Origin of the sequence: Pseudomonas sp. TH49, assembly GCF_016650625.1 — a bacterium.
GTDB classification, from domain to species: domain Bacteria; phylum Pseudomonadota; class Gammaproteobacteria; order Pseudomonadales; family Pseudomonadaceae; genus Aquipseudomonas; species Aquipseudomonas fluorescens_H.
On the sequence record NZ_JAEKFL010000001.1, the window covers coordinates 678290 to 696616 of the forward strand.

Sequence of the window (18327 nt, forward strand, 5' to 3'; positions counted from 1 at the left end):
ATCATTCTTATTCGGCTGATTCCACGGCCGCGAGCATGCGCACCACGTCTACCGTTTCCGCCACATCATGGACGCGCAAGATACGCGCACCCTTCACCGACGCCAGTGCCGCGAGTGCCAGACCACCATGCAGACGCTCGCCCACCGGACGATTCAGCGCCTGACCAATCATGCTTTTGCGTGAGACACCGACCAATAGCGGACGCCCAAGCGCATGCAGGGCTTCCATATGCTTGAACAAGCTTAGATTGTGCTGCAGGGTTTTGGCGAAACCGAAACCGGGATCAAGAATGATCCGCTCGGCAGGAATACCCGCCGCCGCACATTGAGCCATGCGCTCGGTCAGAAACTCACCCACTTCCCGGGTAACGTCCCGATAGTGCGGATTGTCCTGCATGTCACCTGGCTCACCGAGCATGTGCATCAGACATACCGGCAACCCGGTCGCCGCAGCGGCATCCAGCGCACCATCACGGCGCAGCGAGCGCACGTCATTGATCAACCCGGCACCGAGCCGCGCAGTTTCGCGCATCACTGCAGGTGTCGAAGTATCAACCGAGATCACCACATCCAGCTCGCGATTGATCAGCTCCACGATCGGAGCTACGCGCTCCAGCTCTTCCAGCGGCGAAACCGCTCGAGCGCCGGGCCGGGTCGACTCACCGCCGACATCAATCAGCGTCGCGCCAGCAGCCACCATGGCTTCGGCGTGACGCAAGGCCACGTCGAGCTGACTGTAGCGGCCGCCATCGGAAAAGGAATCGGGAGTGACATTGAGAATGCCCATGACATGCGTCCGGGCCAAATCAAGAACCCGGTTGCCGCAAGGCAACCGGGTCAGGGACTGTGCAGAAGTCATTTCAAACCTTAAACGTCAGCAGCCGGACCGCCGATCGGTGTTTCCGGACGCTCATCCTGGATCACTGGAGGCGGAGGCGTACCGGTGCCACCTGTCCAGTCACGCGGTTCACGAGGAGTACGACCCGCCATGATGTCGTCGATCTGCTCGGCATCGATGGTTTCGTATTTCATCAGCGCATCGGCCATGGCATCCAGCTTGTCACGGTTGTCCGTGAGGATCTGCTTGGCCGTGCCGTAGCACTGATCGATGATGCTACGCACTTCGGAGTCGATCAGCTTGGCGGTCTCACCGGAGAAGCTGGCATTCTGACCGCCACCACCGCGACCGAGGAACACTTCGCCCTCTTCTTCGGCGTACATCAGCGGACCGAGTTTTTCCGACAAGCCCCACTTGGTCACCATGTTCCGCGCAATCTGACTGGCACGCATGATGTCGTTGGAAGCGCCGGTGGTCACACCGTCGAAACCAAGAGTCATTTCTTCGGCGATACGGCCGCCGTACAGCGAGCAGATCTGACTGATCAGCGCACGCTTGGACAGACTGTAGCGATCTTCTTCCGGCAGGAACATGGTCACACCCAGCGCACGACCACGCGGAATGATCGAGACCTTGTAGACCGGGTCATGCTCAGGCACGACGCGACCAACAATGGCGTGGCCAGCTTCGTGATAAGCGGTGTTCTGTTTTTCTTTCTCGGACATGACCATCGATTTGCGCTCGGCGCCCATCATGATCTTGTCTTTGGCCAGTTCGAACTCTTTCATTTCAACGATGCGCTTGCCGCTGCGTGCAGCGAACAGCGAAGCCTCGTTGACCAGGTTGGCCAGGTCCGCACCGGAGAAGCCCGGGGTACCGCGTGCGATAACGGCCGGAGCAACGTCGTCGCCCATTGGCACTTTGCGCATGTGAACCTTGAGGATCTGCTCGCGACCACGGATATCCGGCAAACCTACAACCACCTGACGGTCGAAACGGCCCGGACGCAGCAGCGCAGGGTCGAGTACGTCAGGACGGTTGGTCGCCGCAATCACGATGATGCCGTCATTCATTTCGAAGCCATCCATCTCCACCAGTAACTGGTTGAGAGTCTGCTCGCGCTCGTCGTGACCACCGCCCATGCCGGCGCCACGGTGGCGACCGACGGCGTCGATTTCGTCGATGAAGATGATGCACGGTGCGTGCTTCTTGGCCTGCTCGAACATGTCACGAACGCGGCTTGCGCCGACACCCACGAACATTTCAACGAAGTCGGAACCGGAAATAGTGAAGAACGGTACCTTCGCTTCGCCGGCAATCGCCTTGGCCAGCAAGGTTTTACCGGTACCCGGAGGACCGACCATCAGCACACCGCGAGGAATACGACCGCCCAGACGCTGGAACTTGCCCGGATCACGCAGGAACTCAACCAGCTCGCCGACTTCTTCCTTGGCTTCGTCGCAACCCGCAACGTCAGCCAAGGTGGTTTTCACCTGATCTTCGGAGAGCAGGCGCGCCTTGCTCTTGCCGAAGCTCATCGGTCCACCCTTGCCCCCGGCGCCACCCTGCATCTGGCGCATGAAGAACATGAACACCGCAATGATCACCAGGATCGGGAAGCTGGCCACCAGGAGTTGAGTCCAGATGCTTTGCTGTTCAGGCTGCTTGCCTTCAACCACAACGTGATTGTCGACCAGGTCGCCAATCAGACCATTGTCCTGGATCGCCGGACGAATGGTCTTGAAGCTGTCACCATCGTTGCGTTTGCCGGTAATCACATAGCCGTCGACGGCTACGCGCTCGACCTTGCCATCCTTGACCTGCTGGATGAAGTCGGAATAGTTGAGGGTCTGCGGCTCGTTAGGGCTGGAGAAGTTGTTCATCACCGTCACGAGGACTGCCGCGATGATCAACCACAGGATCAGATTCTTTGCCATATCGTTCAATTAACTACCCTCTGAAGCAAGCTCCGCTACTGGCGCGCGCTTCGCATGATATTCACCGGCCTAACTTACTACATTACCTACAACTCTGGCAGGCGCCGTCTGTAACCCTTTGTGAAACACTTTCTACACAATATTCGCTTATGCACGCGGGGCAAAATACGAAAAACCTATCACCCCGGCCAAAAAACTCGTTTTACTCGTTGCCGCCGCGGTAGCCCCAAGCCAGCATATATTGCTCGCGGGAGCTGCCACGGGACGAATCCGGCTTGATCATCTGGATCTTGTCGAATTTCTTGCGAGCATCCTTCAGGTAAACATCGAAACCTTCGCCCTGAAAAATCTTGATCACGAAATTACCGCCCGGCTTGAGTATCCGCTCCGCCAGATCAAGCGCCAGCTCACAAAGGAACATGGCTTTGGGCATGTCTACTTCAGGCGTACCACTCATATTGGGGGCCATATCGGAAATCACAAGGTCCACCTGCGAATTACCCACGGCTTCAAGGATCCGCGCGAGCACTTCGTCCTCGGTGAAGTCACCCTGGATGAAAGTCACGTCCGGGATGCTGTCCATTTCCAGAATGTCCGACGCAATCAGACGGCCCTGACCGCCGATCAACCGGCTGGTGACCTGCGACCAGCCGCCGGGCGCCGCGCCCAGGTCGACAACGCTCATGCCGGAACGGATCAGCTTGTATTTCTCCTGGATCTCCAGAAGCTTGTAACTCGCACGCGAGCGGTAGCCATCCTTCTGCGCCTGCTTCACATAAGGATCGTTGACATGTCGTTTCAGCCAACCAAGGCTTGTCTTGGAACGCGCCATTGGGCACCTCGATAATAAGGGTCGTGATTAATTGGGCGGATCCACGAACCCTCGGGTAAAATGGCCGCCATTTTACAGAATCCAGACGAAAGGGTCAGATTATGCCGCTCACTCCAGAGCAGAAGAAACAGTACAAATCCATTGGCCACCATCTGAAACCAGTTTTGACTGTGGCTGACAACGGTTTGACTGAAGGTGTGTTAGCCGAACTCGAACGCGCATTGGCGGATCATGAGCTGATCAAGATCAAGCTCAACATCCTCGACCGCGAGTCGCGCCTGGCGCACATTGCAGAACTGTGCAAGGTCGGCAAAGCGGACCTGGTTCAGGTCATCGGCAAGATGGCACTGGTTTATCGCAAGAACTTCAGCGTCAACAAGCAGCTGTCGAACGTTCATCGCTTCAAGTGATGACAAGGGTCAAGGGTGTGCTTCGCGCACCCTCCCACTCCATCCCGGAACCGGTTGCAACACCAGCACCAGACCGGAAAAGCCCAACACCAGAAAACTGAACTCCTGCCAGCGCTGCGCTTGCGGCCAGCCGACACGCACGGCGACGAACATCGCACACGCATACAACGCCATCAGCAACACCTGTCCACGAAAGTCCCGCCATAGACTGGCAAGGCCCTCGGCCTGTACCAGCACCAAAGCCTGAAAGATCACGCATGCGGCGGCAAAACTCACCACCGGCACTTCGAACGCATCGGCAATCTCATCGATCAGCAATGGTGCCAGGCCAATCTTGCCCAACACCGCTCGCAAACCGAGATGAATCAGCCAGAAGCCGCCGACCCACAACATCTGGGTCAGCTGCCAGAGCATGGCGCCCGCATGTAGCGGGCGCCTGCTTTCAGATGTGACGGACTTCGACAATCTCGTACTCGATAACGCCGCTTGGCGTTTTCACTGCGACCACATCGCCCTCTTCCTTGCCGATCAAGGCGCGGGCCAGAGGCGAGCCAACCGAAATCTTGCCGAGTTTGAAGTCAGCCTCATCCTCACCGACGATGTGGTAAGTGACACTCTCATCCGTCTCGACGTTGGCGATCTCGACGGTAGTACCGAAGATCACTTTGCCGGTGTGCGGAATGGTCGTGACATCAATGATGACCTGATTCTGGATCCGGCCTTCAATGTCACGGATCCGCGCCTCGACCATGCCTTGCTGTTCGCGGGCGGCATGGTATTCAGCGTTTTCCTTCAGGTCACCCAACTCGCGAGCCGTACCGATGTCCTGGCTGAGTTTCGGACGAACGACCTTGGTCAGATGAGCGTGTTCTTCTTCCAGGGCTTTCGCGCCCTGGACGGTCATTGGGTATTTGATCATGCCTTCAATCCTGCGTGTAAATCCTGCAAGCGGCGCACGGTCTTCTCGGGACCGAACTTCAGCGCTTCACAGATAGCCTCGCCCGCAGCAATGGTGGTGGTGCAGTAAATCTTGTGCTGCAGGGCATTACGACGAATGGAGTAGGAATCAGCGATCGACTGACGGCCTTCGGTGGTGTTGATGATCAGGGTGACTTCGTCATTCTTGATCATGTCGACCACGTGCGGACGACCCTCGGTCACCTTGTTCACACGGCGCACTTTCAGGCCTGCGGCTTCGATCAGCTTGGCAGTACCGGCAGTGGCGACCACTTCGAAGCCCAAGTTGATCAGATCACGGGCCACGCCTGCAACCAGCGGCTTGTCATCGTCACGCACGCTGATGAACGCGGTACCGCCGGTCGGCAGCACTTCGCTCGCGCCCATCTGGGCCTTGGCGAATGCTTCACCGAAGGTGTCGCCGACGCCCATCACTTCACCGGTGGACTTCATCTCCGGGCCGAGGATCGGGTCAACGCCAGGGAATTTGGCGAACGGGAACACCGCCTCTTTCACGCTATAGAAGTTCGGGATGATTTCCTTGGTGAAGCCGATTTCCTTCAGGGTCTTACCGGCCATGACGCGAGCCGCGATCATTGCCAGGGAAACACCGATGCACTTGGACACGAACGGTACGGTACGCGAAGCGCGCGGGTTGACTTCGATGACGTAGATGTCTTCGCCCTGCAGCGCCAGTTGCACGTTCATCAGGCCGACAACGCCCAGTTCCAGGGCCATTTTCTTGACCTGTTCGCGCATCTCGTCCTGGATGTGCGCCGGCAGCGAGTAAGGCGGCAGCGAGCACGCGGAGTCACCGGAGTGAACGCCCGCCTGTTCGATGTGCTGCATGATCGCGCCGATCACCACGTCTTTGCCGTCGCAGACCGCATCCACGTCCATCTCGATGGCGCAGTTGAGGAAGTGGTCGAGCAGCACCGGGCTGTCGTTGGAGACTTGCACCGCATCACGCAGGTAGCGCTTGAGTTCGTCTTCCTTGTAAACGATTTCCATCGCGCGGCCGCCCAGTACGTAGGACGGGCGCACCACCAGCGGATAACCGATTTTCGCGGCAGCACGAACAGCTTCGTCTTCGCTGCGCACGGTGGCGTTTGGCGGCTGACGCAGGTTCAGGCGCTCGACCATTTGCTGGAAGCGCTCACGGTCTTCGGCACGGTCGATGGCGTCAGGGCTGGTGCCGATGATCGGCACGCCAGCGGCTTCCAGGGCACGCGCCAGTTTCAGCGGCGTCTGGCCGCCGTACTGGACGATCACGCCTTTCGGCTTCTCGACGCGGCAGATTTCCAGCACGTCTTCCAGGGTTACCGGCTCGAAATACAGACGGTCGGAAGTATCGTAGTCGGTGGAAACGGTTTCCGGGTTGCAGTTGACCATGATGGTTTCGTAGCCGTCTTCGCGCAGTGCGAGGGCCGCGTGTACGCAGCAGTAGTCGAACTCGATGCCCTGGCCGATACGGTTCGGACCGCCACCCAGAATCATGATCTTGTCGCGACCGGACGGCGCGGCTTCGCACTCTTCCTCGTAAGTCGAGTAGAGGTAAGCGGTGTCGGTGGCGAACTCGGCGGCGCAGGTGTCAACGCGCTTGTAGACCGGGAACACTTCCAGTTTTTGACGGTGAGTACGCAGATTCTTCTCGGTCACACCCAGCAGTTTTGCCAGACGCTGATCGGAGAAGCCTTTGCGCTTGAGCTTGAACATCAGGTCGCGGTCGATGGCGGACAGACCGAGGGTCTTGACCTTCTCTTCGTCCTTGATCAGATCTTCGATCTGCACCAGGAACCACGGGTCGATCATGTTCATGCCGAAGATGTCTTCGACGGTCAGGCCGGCGCGGAATGCGTCCGCCACGTACCAGATACGCTCGGCGCCCGGCACGGTCAGTTCGCGCTTGAGGATGCTCATGCTTTCCGGGTTGCTCAGGTCGAGCTTCTCGTCCAGACCGCAAACACCGACTTCCAGACCGCGCAGGGCTTTCTGCAGGGATTCCTGGAAGGTGCGACCGATGGCCATGACTTCACCGACCGACTTCATTTGAGTGGTCAGGCGTGCGTCAGCGTTGGCGAATTTCTCGAAAGCGAAACGTGGCAGCTTGGTCACGACGTAGTCGATCGACGGCTCGAAGGACGCCGGGGTCTTGCCGCCGGTGATGTCGTTCGACAGTTCGTCGAGGGTGTAGCCCACCGCCAGTTTGGCCGCGACTTTGGCGATCGGGAAACCGGTGGCTTTCGAAGCCAGTGCCGAGGAACGCGATACACGCGGGTTCATCTCGATCACGACCATGCGGCCGGTGTCCGGGCAGATACCGAACTGCACGTTGGAACCGCCGGTCTCGACGCCGATCTCACGCAGTACCGCCAGCGAGGCGTTACGCAGGATCTGGTATTCCTTGTCGGTCAGGGTCTGTGCCGGAGCCACGGTGATCGAGTCACCGGTGTGCACGCCCATCGGGTCGAAGTTTTCGATCGAGCAGACGATGATGCAGTTGTCCTTTTTGTCGCGGACAACTTCCATTTCATATTCTTTCCAGCCGATCAGCGATTCGTCGATCAGCAGCTCTTTGGTCGGCGACAGGTCCAGACCGCGGGCGCAGATTTCTTCGAACTCTTCACGGTTGTACGCGATACCGCCACCGGTGCCACCCATGGTGAAGGACGGACGGATGATGCACGGGAAGCCCAGACGCTCGAGGACGGCGTTGGCTTCTTCCATGCTGTGGGCGATACCGGAACGCGGGCATTCCAGGCCGATCGACTTCATGGCCTTGTCGAAACGCGAACGATCTTCAGCCTTGTCGATGGTGTCGGCGTTGGCGCCGATCATTTCCACGCCGAATTTTTCCAGGACGCCTTCGCGCTCCAGGTCCAGGGCGCAGTTCAGTGCAGTCTGGCCGCCCATGGTTGGCAGCACCGCATCCGGACGCTCTTTTTCGATGATCTTGGCCACGGTCTGCCACTTGATCGGCTCGATGTACGTGGCGTCAGCCATGTCCGGGTCGGTCATGATGGTGGCCGGGTTGGAGTTCACCAGGATGACGCGGTAACCCTCCTCGCGCAGGGCTTTGCAGGCCTGGGCGCCGGAGTAGTCGAATTCGCAGGCCTGGCCGATAACGATCGGGCCAGCGCCGAGAATCAGGATGCTTTTAATGTCTGTACGTTTTGGCATGGGTTTGTCACTCAAATCCGCAGGTCAGTCGGCAAGCCGTCTTGATCGATTTCTGAAGCCCTGAGGGGCGCCACCGGTGTCGGGGCCGCCCTCGAGGGCTTCTCGCTACAGTCTCAAGGCGAACGCTTAGCGTCGCTTGGCCATCTCGTTGATGAAGCGGTCGAACAGGGGCGCCACATCGTTCGGGCCCGGGCTCGCTTCAGGGTGGCCCTGGAAGCTGAACGCGCTCTTGTCGGTGCGCTCGATACCTTGCAGGGTGCCGTCGAACAGCGATTTGTGGATCGCACGCACGTTGGCCGGCAGGGTCGCTTCGTCAACCGCGAAACCGTGGTTCTGGCTGGTGATCATCACGACGCCAGTGTCCAGATCCTGCACCGGGTGGTTGGCACCGTGGTGGCCGTGGCCCATTTTCAGGGTCTTGGCGCCGGAGGCCAGAGCCAGCAGCTGGTGACCGAGGCAGATACCGAAGACCGGAATTTCGGTTTCCAGCACTTCCTTGATCGCCTTGATCGCGTAGTCGCAAGGCTCCGGGTCACCAGGGCCGTTGGACAGGAACACGCCGTCCGGCTTGAGTGCCAGCACATCGGCAGCCGGGGTTTGCGCCGGCACCACGGTCACGCGGCAGCCGCGCTCGACCAGCATGCGCAGGATGTTCAGCTTGACGCCGTAGTCGTAGGCGACCACGTGATATGGCAGCTCGGACGCTTCGATGGTCGCGTGGCTGTCGGTCTTCAAGTCCCAGACAGTCGAGCGCCATTCGTACTTTTCCTTGGTGCTGACGACTTTCGCCAGATCCATGCCCTTCAGGCCCGGGAAGCCTTGCGCGGCGGCAATTGCAGCTTCTTCGGAGATGTTGTCGCCGGCCATGATGCAGCCGTTCTGTGCGCCTTTTTCACGCAGGATGCGGGTCAGGCGACGAGTATCGATACCAGCGATTGCCACAACATTGTTGGCTTTCAGGTAGTCGGACAGGGACATCGTGTTACGCCAGTTGCTCGCTACCAGCGGCAGGTCACGGATCACCAGGCCAGCGGACCATACGCGGTCAGACTCGGCGTCTTCCGGCGTGGTGCCGGTGTTGCCGATGTGCGGGTAAGTCAGGGTAACGATCTGCTGGGCGTAGGAAGGATCGGTAAGGATTTCCTGATAGCCGGTCATTGCGGTGTTGAACACCACCTCACCAACGGTTTGACCGTCGGCTCCAATGGCTTCGCCGCGAAAAATGCTGCCATCAGCAAGGGCGAGTATGGCTGGCTTAGTCAAGAAGACCTCCCGTAAATAACGCATGAAAGGGCAATCGCAGGTTGTAAAAAAGCGGAGTGACGTATGGACACGTCACCCCGCTTCTTCACTGAATTATTCTGCGCGCTTTTAGTGGACACACTAAAGCTGTAGCTTACAGAAAAAGGCTTTTTTGGTCCACCGCTAAAGAGCCTAAAAGGCCGGAGAATGCGACAGGCCGTCGCGCGGTGTAGAAAAACCAGCGCAAACCGGGCGTTTGCGCTGGGTGAAACAGTCAATCAATGCAGATCGAGCACGTCCTGCATGTCGTAAAGACCCGGCTCGCGACCATCCAGCCACAACGCCGCACGCACCGCACCCTTGGCGAATGTCATGCGGCTGGAAGCCTTGTGCGTGATCTCCAGGCGCTCGCCTTCGCAGGCGAACAGCACGGTGTGATCGCCGACCACATCACCACCGCGCACGGTAGCGAAACCGATGGTTTCCCGCTCGCGTGCACCGGTATGGCCTTCACGACCATAGACCGCGACCTTCTGCAGATCACGATCCAGCGCATCGGCAATCACCTCACCCATGCGCAGGGCAGTGCCCGAAGGCGCATCGATCTTGTGCCGGTGATGCGCCTCGATGATCTCGATGTCCGCATCATCGCCCAGCACCCGAGCGGTCATTTCGAGCAGCTTCAGCGACAGGTTGACCCCGACACTGAAGTTGGCCGCGAACACGATCGGAATATCCTTGCCCGCCTCGGCCAGCAATTGCTTCTGCGCAGCGTCGAGCCCAGTGGTGCCGATGACCATGGCCTTGCCAGCCTTGCGACAGAACGCAAGGTTTTTCAGCATGACTTCCGGCAAAGTAAAGTCGATCAGCACATCGAACTCTTCAGCCACCGATTCGAGGTTGCCGGACAACGGCACACCGATGCGACCCAGCGAAGCCAGCTCACCGGCGTCCACTCCGATCAGCGTACTGCCGGGACGAACGATCGCCGCGGTCAGGCCGGTCAGCGGCGCGCGCTGCTGCACGGCCTCGACCAGAATCTTGCCCATGCGCCCGGCGGCGCCCATCACAGCTATACGTCGCATGCCAACTCCTTACAGATCGCCGAAGAAGCGCTTCACACCATCGAACCAACCGGTGGTTTTCGGCGAGTGACTGTTGTCGTCCGCCAGCGAGCTGCGGAACTCTTCGAGCAATTCGCGCTGACGACGATTCAGATTGACTGGCGTCTCGACCGCTACACGGCACATCAGGTCGCCCGCACCACCGCCACGCACTGGCGCCACGCCTTTGCCGCGCACGCGGAACTGCTTGCCGGTCTGGGTACCTTCAGGGATTTTCAGTTTGACGCGACCGTCGAGCGTCGGGATTTCCAGCTCGCCGCCGAGCGCCGCATCAACGAAGCTGATCGGCACTTCGCAGAACAGGTGTTTGCCATCGCGCTGGAAGATGTCGTGCTCGCGTACGTTGATCACAACGTACAGGTCGCCAGTCGGGCCACCTTGAGTACCCGCTTCGCCTTCGCCGGACAGACGAATGCGGTCGCCGGTATCGACGCCAGCCGGCACTTTCACCGACAGTGTCTTGTACTCTTCGACGCGACCATCGCCGTGGCAGGAATCGCACGGATCGGAAATGATCTTGCCCTGGCCATGGCAACGCGGGCAGGTCTGCTGCACCGAGAAGAAGCCCTGTTGCATGCGCACCTGACCGATGCCGCCGCAGGTCGGGCACGTCGATGGCGACGAGCCTTTCTTCGCGCCGGAACCATCGCATGGCTTGCAATTGACCAGTGTCGGAACGCGGATATTCACGGTAGTGCCGCGCACCGCTTCTTCCAGATTCAGCTCCAGGGTGTAACGCAGATCGCTGCCACGCTGGGCGCCGCCACGGGAACCGCCACGACCGCCACCGAAGAAGTCACTGAAGACATCGCCAAAGATGTCGGAGAAGTTCTGCCCACCGAAACCGGCGCCACCGCCACCCATGCTCGGGTCGACACCAGCATGACCGTACTGGTCGTACGCCGCGCGCTTGCTCGAATCGGACAATACTTCGTAGGCCTCGTTGGCCTCTTTGAACAGTTCTTCCGACGCTTTGTCATCGGGATTACGGTCCGGGTGATGCTTCATCGCCAGACGACGATAGGCCTTCTTCAGGTCTGCATCGCTTGAACCACGCTCAACACCCAATACTTCGTAATAGTCACGCTTTGCCATAATTCTTTTGCACTCTTGAGGACGTCCGGCAAACCCCTCCTGAGGATGGCCAAACTCGTTGAGCCCCAATACAGGCCCGGACCCAACTCACGTCAATTCAACGATCCTGGTCTTTGCTTCTTTTGGTACTTGCAGCGCGAAAAGCAGGAGCATTCCCGGCCATACCAGCAGCAAGCGAACCTTGTCGCATGCTGTAAAAATTCGTGTATTCCAGATACGCCAACGCGGGAGCAAGCTCCCGCGCGGCGACATCCTACCAGTCACCGCCGCAAGGCAGTCAACCGGGCGACCAACAACTTACTTGTGGTCTTTGACTTCTTCGAACTCGGCATCAACGACATCGTCAGCCTTTTCAGCTTTCTCGTCGTGCGGCGCCGCGCCTTCAGCAGGCTGAGCCTGTTCGGCGTACATCTTCTGAGCAACCGGAGCCGAGACTTTCGACAGCTCTTCGATCTTCGCTTCGATGGCAGCCTTGTCGTCGCCTTTCACAGCGGCTTCCAGTGCAACCACGGCAGCTTCGATCGCGGTCTTCTCTTCAGCGCTGACCTTGTCGCCCGCCTCGGTAACCATTTTGCGAGTCGAGTGAACCAGTGCGTCACCCTTGTTACGGGATTCAGCCAGTTCAGCGAACTTGCGGTCTTCCTCGGCGTTCAGCTCGGCATCGCGAACCATCTTCTGAATTTCTTCATCCGACAGACCGGAGTTGGCCTTGATGGTGATCTTCTGCTCTTTGCCGGTCGCCTTGTCTTTCGCGCCAACGTGCAGGATGCCGTTAGCGTCGATGTCGAAGGTCACTTCGATCTGCGGCACGCCACGTGGAGCTGGCGGAATGTCGGCCAGGTCGAACTTGCCCAGCGATTTGTTCTGTGCAGCTTGCTTACGCTCACCTTGCAGGACGTGAATGGTCACGGCGCCCTGGTTGTCGTCGGCAGTCGAGAACACTTGCGATTTCTTGGTAGGAATCGTGGTGTTTTTCTCGATCAGCGCGGTCATCACGCCACCCATGGTTTCGATACCCAGGGTCAGCGGGCTGACGTCGAGCAGCAGAACATCTTTCACGTCACCGGCCAGAACGGCGCCCTGAATCGCAGCACCCATGGCAACCGCTTCGTCCGGGTTCACGTCTTTACGTGCTTCTTTACCGAAGAAATCGGTCACCAGCTTCTGTACCAGCGGCATACGGGTCTGACCGCCGACCAGAATCACGTCGTTGATCGCGCCAACGTCGATACCGGCGTCTTTCATGGCGATACGGCAAGGCTCGATGGTGCGCTGAACCAGGTCTTCAACCAGTGCTTCGAGCTTGGCACGCGAAATCTTCACGTTCAGGTGCTTAGGACCGGTAGCGTCTGCAGTGATGTACGGCAGGTTGACGTCGGTCGACTGAGCGGACGACAGCTCGATCTTGGCTTTCTCAGCGGCTTCTTTCAGGCGCTGCATCGCCAGCGGGTCACCTTTGAGGTTCATGCCGCTTTCTTTCTTGAATTCGTCAACGAGGTAGTCGATCAGACGAATGTCGAAGTCTTCACCGCCGAGGAAGGTGTCACCGTTGGTGGCCAACACTTCGAACTGGTGCTCGCCGTCAACTTCAGCGATCTCGATCACGGACACGTCGAAAGTACCGCCACCCAGGTCGTAAACGATCACGGTGTGATCGCCCTTGGCCTTGTCCATGCCGTAAGCCAGAGCCGCTGCGGTTGGTTCGTTGATGATACGTTTAACGTCCAGACCGGCGATGCGGCCGGCGTCTTTGGTCGCCTGACGCTGGCTGTCGTTGAAGTAGGCCGGAACGGTGATCACCGCTTCGGTCACAGGCTCGCCGAGGTAGTCTTCGGCGGTCTTCTTCATCTTCTTCAGGATTTCAGCCGAGATTTGTGGCGGCGCCATTTTCTGGCCGTTCACTTCAACCCAGGCATCGCCGTTGTCAGCCTTGGCGATTTTGTACGGGACCATCTTGATGTCTTTCTGTACGACTTCTTCGTCGAACTTGCGACCGATCAGACGCTTCACCGCGTACAGGGTGTTGTGCGGGTTGGTCACTGCCTGACGCTTGGCCGACTGACCAACGAGGATTTCACCATCGTTGGCGTAAGCGATGATCGACGGCGTGGTACGCGCGCCTTCGGCGTTTTCGATAACTTTGGCTACGCCGTTTTCCAGCACGGAGACGCAGGAGTTGGTAGTCCCCAGGTCGATACCGATAATTTTGCCCATGTTCACTCTCCCGAAACTTTGGATTTTGTTGCCGCAGCAGTGGTGGCTAACTGCGGTAATACTTAAACGCTTGACTTCTAAATGGGGGCCTTGCGGCTAATTTCAAGCCTTCTCGTCAATCGAAGGCGAAATTGGCGCCGGCGCCTTGCTGACCACAACCATGGCCGGACGCAACAGGCGACCATTGAGCTGGTAGCCCTTCTGGAACACCTTCAGAACGCTGTTCGGTTCGACGTCGGCGCTTTCCTGCATGGCCATCGCCTGATGGTGAACAGCGTTGAACGGTTCGCCATGCGGATCGATCGCTTCAAGCTGATAACGCTTGAGGGTGTCGTGGAACATTTTCAGGGTCAGCTCGATGCCTTCGCGCATCGGACGGATGCTTTCGTCGTCCGGGCTCGACAGCTCGAGGCCGCGCTCCAGGCTGTCGACGATCGGCAGCAGGTCACCGGCGAATTTTTCCAGCGCAAACTTGTGCGCCTTCTCGACATCCTGCTCGGCACGACGGCGGACGTTCTGCAGATCGGCAGCTACGCGCAGCGACTGATCCTGCGCGGCGGCCAACTGCTCTTCGAGCACTTGTACACGGGTCGCCAGGTCGTCACCCGAAGTTTCGGGCGCCTGATTGGCTTCTGGATTTTGCGTATCTACTGTCTGTTCGTCAGCCATAGAATTCTCCTTTCAATTACGTCCGCGAGCTGTACTCGCGCTTCTGCCCCGATATATGGGGCCGCAAAATCAGGCTTCAAGGGCCTGCAATGATTAACCCTACAAAAAAGTGCTGCATTGTCATTCCCGCTCGGACTAAGCATTTGATCGGATCAAGCAAATCGAGCTAAGCGAGGGCATTGTCAGCCTGAAACAAAACACTGTATAAATAACCAGACCTAAAGCCTGGGAGCGGCCTTTATGCTGGTGCACCTGTCCGTACACAACTACGCCATCGTTGAACATCTCGATCTCGAACTCGATCGCGGGATGAGCGTGATCACAGGGGAAACCGGCGCCGGCAAGTCGATCATGCTCGACGCCCTGGGCCTGACCCTGGGCGATCGCGCCGACAGCGGCGTGGTTCGCCCGGGCGCCGACAAGGCCGACATTCTGGCTACCTTCGATCTGGTCGACATTCCCGAAGCCCATGCCTGGCTGGCCGAACGCGACCTGGAAAACGACGGCCCGTGCATCCTGCGTCGGGTCATTACCGCCGAAGGCCGTTCGCGTGGCTATATCAATGGCACGCCCTGCCCGCTCGGCGATCTCAAGGCTCTCGGCGAACTGCTGATCGATATCCACAGCCAGCACGAACACCAGTCCCTGCTGAAAACCGATACCCATCGCCGCCTGCTTGATGAATACGCCGGTGCCACCGATCTGGCCCGCCAAGTTCAACTGGCTGCGCAGCGCTGGCGCCAGACTCGCCAGGAGCTGGAGCGTCTCTCCAACTCCGGCGACGAACAACGCGCGCGCCACCAACTGCTCAGCTACCAGCTCGAAGAACTGGAAAACCTCGGCCTCGGCGAAAACGAGCTGGACCAGTTGGAGCAGGAACACAAGAACCTGACCAATGCCGAAACCCTGCTCGGCATTTGCCGACAAGTGGTCGAACAATGCAGCGAAAGCGATTCCGGCAACGTATTGAATGCACTGACCGCCAGCCTCAACCGTCTGTCGAGCGTGAACAACTCGGTGGGCGCACTGGGCGAAGCCAGCAGCCTGCTGACCAGCGCACAGATCCAGGTCGAAGAAGCCGTGGGCGAACTCAATCGCTTCCTCGACAACTTCGATGCCGATCCGGCGCGCCTGCAATATCTGGAAGAACGCCTCGACGCGATTTACACCCTGGCCCGCAAGCACCGGATCCAGCCAACCGAAGTCGCCGAGATGCAGCAAAAGTTGCTGGATGAGATCGAAACCCTCAACGCCAATGACGAATCCATCGAGCGTCTGGGTGAAGAGCTGGCTTCCTACGCACGCCACTATCAAGAGAAAGCCCGCGAGCTGAGCGACTTGCGTCATCAAGCCGCCGGCAGCCTCGCCAGCGCCGTGGAACAGGAAATCCAGCGCCTGGGCATGCCCGGCGGTCGATTCACCATCGAATTGCGCGCCAACAGCAGTGACGAATTGCTACCCAACGGCCTGGAGCAAGTCGAGCTGCTGGTCAGTGCCAACCCCGGTCAGCCGCTGAAAGCGCTGGCCAAAGTGGCCTCCGGTGGCGAGCTGTCGCGGATCAGCCTGGCGATTCAGGTGATCACCGCGCAGACCTCACGGGTACCAACCCTGGTATTCGACGAAGTGGACGTGGGTATCGGCGGGCCGACCGCCGAAATCGTCGGCCAGTTGTTGCGGCGTCTTGGCGATCGTGGGCAGGTACTGACCGTGACGCACTTGCCGCAAGTGGCGGCGCAGGGGCATCAGCATTTATTCGTGCACAAGGTACGGGGCGAACAAGCGACTCACACCGCCGTGTCCAAGCTGAGCAAGAACGACCGTATAGAAGAAGTGGCGCGGATGCTGGGCGGCATCGACCTGACCAAGGAATCTTTGGCTCACGCGAAAAAAATGGTGGTCACCGCAAAAGTTTAAGAGCAGCAGAAAGCACGAAGGCGACCCTTGGGTCGCCTTCGTTCGTTTCGCGAACCTGAAATTCGCGCGACATGCTTACTTTTTCTTGCGTACGTACAGCACCAGATTGTGATCTACCAGATCAACACCGTGCTCCTCGGCAATTGCCTTCTGGAGCTTTTCGATTTCCGGGCTGACGAATTCGACGACTTCACCGGTTTCCACGTTGACCATATGGTCGTGGTGGCCACCGTCGGCCAATTCGAATACCGCGTGGCCACCGTCGAAGTTGTGACGGACCACGAGGCCAGCGGCTTCGAACTGGGTCAGAACACGGTAAACCGTGGCCAGACCGACGTCCTCGCCCGCTTCCATCAACGCCTTGTAGACGTCCTCGGCACTCATGTGACGCTGCTCGGTAGAGTCGAGCATTTGCAGGATCTTGACCCGTGGCAGGGTCACTTTGAGGCCGGCTTTGCGTAGTTCGCTATTTTCAACCATGGTCAGCTTTCTCGCGATGCTGCTTCGCAGCTTCTCTTAATGCGGGTATGATCGGCGTTTACGTTGTCCCAGCCAAGATAGTGGAAGTCGCCCACCGATGCAAAACACCAAGCTCTTGCTAACCAGTTTCACCTTTGTGGGACTGCTCGCACTCGCCGGTTGTTCATTCCCCGGGGTTTACAAAATCGACATCCAGCAGGGCAATGTCGTCACGCAGGACATGATAGACCAGTTACGCCCGGGAATGACCCGTCGGCAAGTACGGTTTATCATGGGTAACCCTCTGCTGACCGACACGTTCCATGCCGATCGCTGGGATTATCTGTACAGCCTGCAACCTGGTGGCGGTGAACGCCAGCAGGAACGCATGAGTGTTATTTTCAACTCTAACGACCAGCTTGTCAGCCTGTCCGGTGACTTCATGCCGGGCGTGAGCCGTGACGAAGCCATTCTCGGCAAGGACAGTGGCACCAGCGTGACCGCCCCTGCTGAAAACGCCGAGAAGCCGAAGCCGGAACAACCAGCCAAACCTGGCTCCTTGCTGGATTCGATCCAGAAGGACGTGGATGGTGTTGAAACCGTTCCGGTTCCGACGCCTGAGCCGCTGGACACCTCGCCGCAGTAATGTGCGAGGCAATAAAAAACCCGGAATTTCCGGGTTTTTTATTGCCTGCGATTTGCTCGTCCTACTGATTTCGCGCCTTGGCTTCGGCAGCCTTGGCCGCCCGCAAGCGCCGAACCTCTTTCGGATCCGCCAGTAACGGCCGGTAGATCTCGATGCGATCCCCCGCCTGAATCAAGCGAACCTGTGGGTCAGCCACCACCTTGCCGAAGATCCCCAGCGGACATTCGTTCAGGTCCAGCTCTGGAAATTCATCGCCGATACCTGACTTGAGCACCGCCTCACGCACTGTCGCCCCTTCAGGGACGCTCAAAGTGCGCAAAACCTGACGATCCACGGCGGCATACACCACTTCAATCTCGATCACCGGCTCAACCATGCATCTGCTTGGCACGCTGGCAGAAAGCATCCACCAGCGTATTGGCCGCCTGATTGAACAGCGGGCCGAGTGTCGCGCGCACCAGCGGCCCGGCATAGTCGAAAGACAGGTCGAGACTGATCTTGCAGGCCTTCTCGTTCAACGCCTTGAAGACCCAGACGCCATGCAGCTGATTGAACGGGCCTTCTTCCAGGTTCATCTCGATCGACTGCCCCGGCACCAGCGTATTGCGCGTCACGAAGTGCTGACTGAGACCGCCCTTGGCCACGCCAACGCTGGCGCGCATGTGCTCGGGCGAGCTTTCCAGCACCTCGGCGGACGAGCACCATGGCAAGAATTCCGGGTAACGCGCGACGTCGTTGACCAGGTCGTAGAGGAATTGCGCCGGGTATGGCAGCAACGCCGAACGTTGAATATGTGTCGTCATGTAAGCG

17 protein-coding genes are annotated in these 18327 nt (G+C 58.8%); 3 read left to right on the forward strand and 14 right to left on the reverse strand.

Annotated features, from left to right (window positions below; all coding sequences use genetic code 11):
* Positions 1–7: 7 nt before the first annotated feature.
* The 3 genes from folP to rlmE form a co-directional block, all read right to left on the reverse strand.
* The gene (folP, locus tag JFU48_RS03240; RefSeq protein ID WP_201135830.1) at positions 8–859 is read right to left on the reverse strand and encodes a dihydropteroate synthase; all 852 of its coding nucleotides are present in this window, start codon (positions 857–859) and stop codon (positions 8–10) included.
* Positions 860–867: 8 nt separating this feature from the next.
* Complete coding sequence (ftsH, locus tag JFU48_RS03245) at positions 868–2775, reverse strand: ATP-dependent zinc metalloprotease FtsH (RefSeq protein WP_027610779.1); 1908 nt, start codon at positions 2773–2775, stop codon at positions 868–870.
* A gap of 202 nt (positions 2776–2977) precedes the next feature.
* Positions 2978–3607, reverse strand: coding sequence for a 23S rRNA (uridine(2552)-2'-O)-methyltransferase RlmE (gene rlmE, locus JFU48_RS03250; RefSeq protein WP_003221536.1), 630 nt, complete (start codon positions 3605–3607; stop codon positions 2978–2980).
* 101 nt (positions 3608–3708) lie between these two features.
* Here rlmE and JFU48_RS03255 point away from each other — a divergent pair, with 101 nt between their 5' ends.
* Positions 3709–4017 carry a YhbY family RNA-binding protein gene (locus JFU48_RS03255; protein WP_003221534.1) on the forward strand — a complete coding sequence of 103 codons (309 nt, stop codon included), beginning with the start codon at positions 3709–3711 and terminating at the stop codon, positions 4015–4017.
* A 9-nt stretch (positions 4018–4026) separates the two neighbouring features.
* Here JFU48_RS03255 and JFU48_RS03260 read toward each other — a convergent pair whose 3' ends face one another.
* From JFU48_RS03260 to grpE, 8 genes are all read right to left on the reverse strand, one after another.
* Positions 4027–4431, reverse strand: coding sequence for a hypothetical protein (locus tag JFU48_RS03260; protein ID WP_003221532.1), 405 nt, complete (start codon positions 4429–4431; stop codon positions 4027–4029).
* A 28-nt stretch (positions 4432–4459) separates the two neighbouring features.
* Positions 4460–4936, reverse strand: coding sequence for a transcription elongation factor GreA (greA, locus tag JFU48_RS03265; protein WP_003221530.1), 477 nt, complete (start codon positions 4934–4936; stop codon positions 4460–4462).
* Positions 4933–8154: a carbamoyl-phosphate synthase large subunit gene (gene carB / locus JFU48_RS03270; RefSeq protein ID WP_003221526.1), complete on the reverse strand. Its 3222-nt coding sequence runs from the start codon at positions 8152–8154 to the stop codon at positions 4933–4935. The genes greA and carB overlap by 4 nt, the downstream gene beginning before the upstream one ends.
* 126 nt (positions 8155–8280) lie before the next feature.
* On the reverse strand, positions 8281–9417 hold the full coding sequence (gene carA, locus JFU48_RS03275; RefSeq protein WP_027610776.1) for a glutamine-hydrolyzing carbamoyl-phosphate synthase small subunit: 1137 nt from the start codon (positions 9415–9417) through the stop codon (positions 8281–8283).
* Between the two features lie 257 nt (positions 9418–9674).
* On the reverse strand, positions 9675–10481 hold the full coding sequence (gene dapB, locus JFU48_RS03280; RefSeq protein ID WP_003221523.1) for a 4-hydroxy-tetrahydrodipicolinate reductase: 807 nt from the start codon (positions 10479–10481) through the stop codon (positions 9675–9677).
* Between the two features lie 9 nt (positions 10482–10490).
* Complete coding sequence (gene dnaJ, locus JFU48_RS03285) at positions 10491–11615, reverse strand: molecular chaperone DnaJ (RefSeq protein ID WP_003221522.1); 1125 nt, start codon at positions 11613–11615, stop codon at positions 10491–10493.
* Between the two features lie 297 nt (positions 11616–11912).
* Positions 11913–13829: a molecular chaperone DnaK gene (dnaK, locus tag JFU48_RS03290; RefSeq protein ID WP_003221521.1), complete on the reverse strand. Its 1917-nt coding sequence runs from the start codon at positions 13827–13829 to the stop codon at positions 11913–11915.
* Positions 13830–13931: 102 nt separating this feature from the next.
* Entirely contained in the window at positions 13932–14498 is a 567-nt protein-coding gene (gene grpE, locus JFU48_RS03295) for a nucleotide exchange factor GrpE (protein ID WP_007961425.1), read from the reverse strand.
* A gap of 240 nt (positions 14499–14738) precedes the next feature.
* Here grpE and recN point away from each other — a divergent pair, with 240 nt between their 5' ends.
* Complete coding sequence (recN, locus tag JFU48_RS03300; RefSeq protein WP_201135831.1) at positions 14739–16412, forward strand: DNA repair protein RecN; 1674 nt, start codon at positions 14739–14741, stop codon at positions 16410–16412.
* A gap of 75 nt (positions 16413–16487) precedes the next feature.
* Here the strand turns inward: recN and fur are convergent, their stop codons facing one another.
* The gene (gene fur / locus JFU48_RS03305; protein WP_003221515.1) at positions 16488–16892 is read right to left on the reverse strand and encodes a ferric iron uptake transcriptional regulator; all 405 of its coding nucleotides are present in this window, start codon (positions 16890–16892) and stop codon (positions 16488–16490) included.
* Between the two features lie 97 nt (positions 16893–16989).
* On the opposite strand from fur, the gene JFU48_RS03310 reads away from it, so the two are divergent.
* Positions 16990–17517, forward strand: a complete 528-nt coding sequence (locus tag JFU48_RS03310; protein WP_003221514.1) for an outer membrane protein assembly factor BamE — start codon at positions 16990–16992, stop codon at positions 17515–17517.
* Positions 17518–17578: 61 nt separating this feature from the next.
* Here JFU48_RS03310 and JFU48_RS03315 read toward each other — a convergent pair whose 3' ends face one another.
* Positions 17579–17893: an RnfH family protein gene (locus tag JFU48_RS03315; RefSeq protein WP_201135832.1), complete on the reverse strand. Its 315-nt coding sequence runs from the start codon at positions 17891–17893 to the stop codon at positions 17579–17581.
* Positions 17886–18320 carry a type II toxin-antitoxin system RatA family toxin gene (locus JFU48_RS03320; protein ID WP_003221509.1) on the reverse strand — a complete coding sequence of 145 codons (435 nt, stop codon included), beginning with the start codon at positions 18318–18320 and terminating at the stop codon, positions 17886–17888. The genes JFU48_RS03315 and JFU48_RS03320 overlap by 8 nt, the downstream gene beginning before the upstream one ends.
* Positions 18321–18327 lie beyond the last annotated feature (7 nt).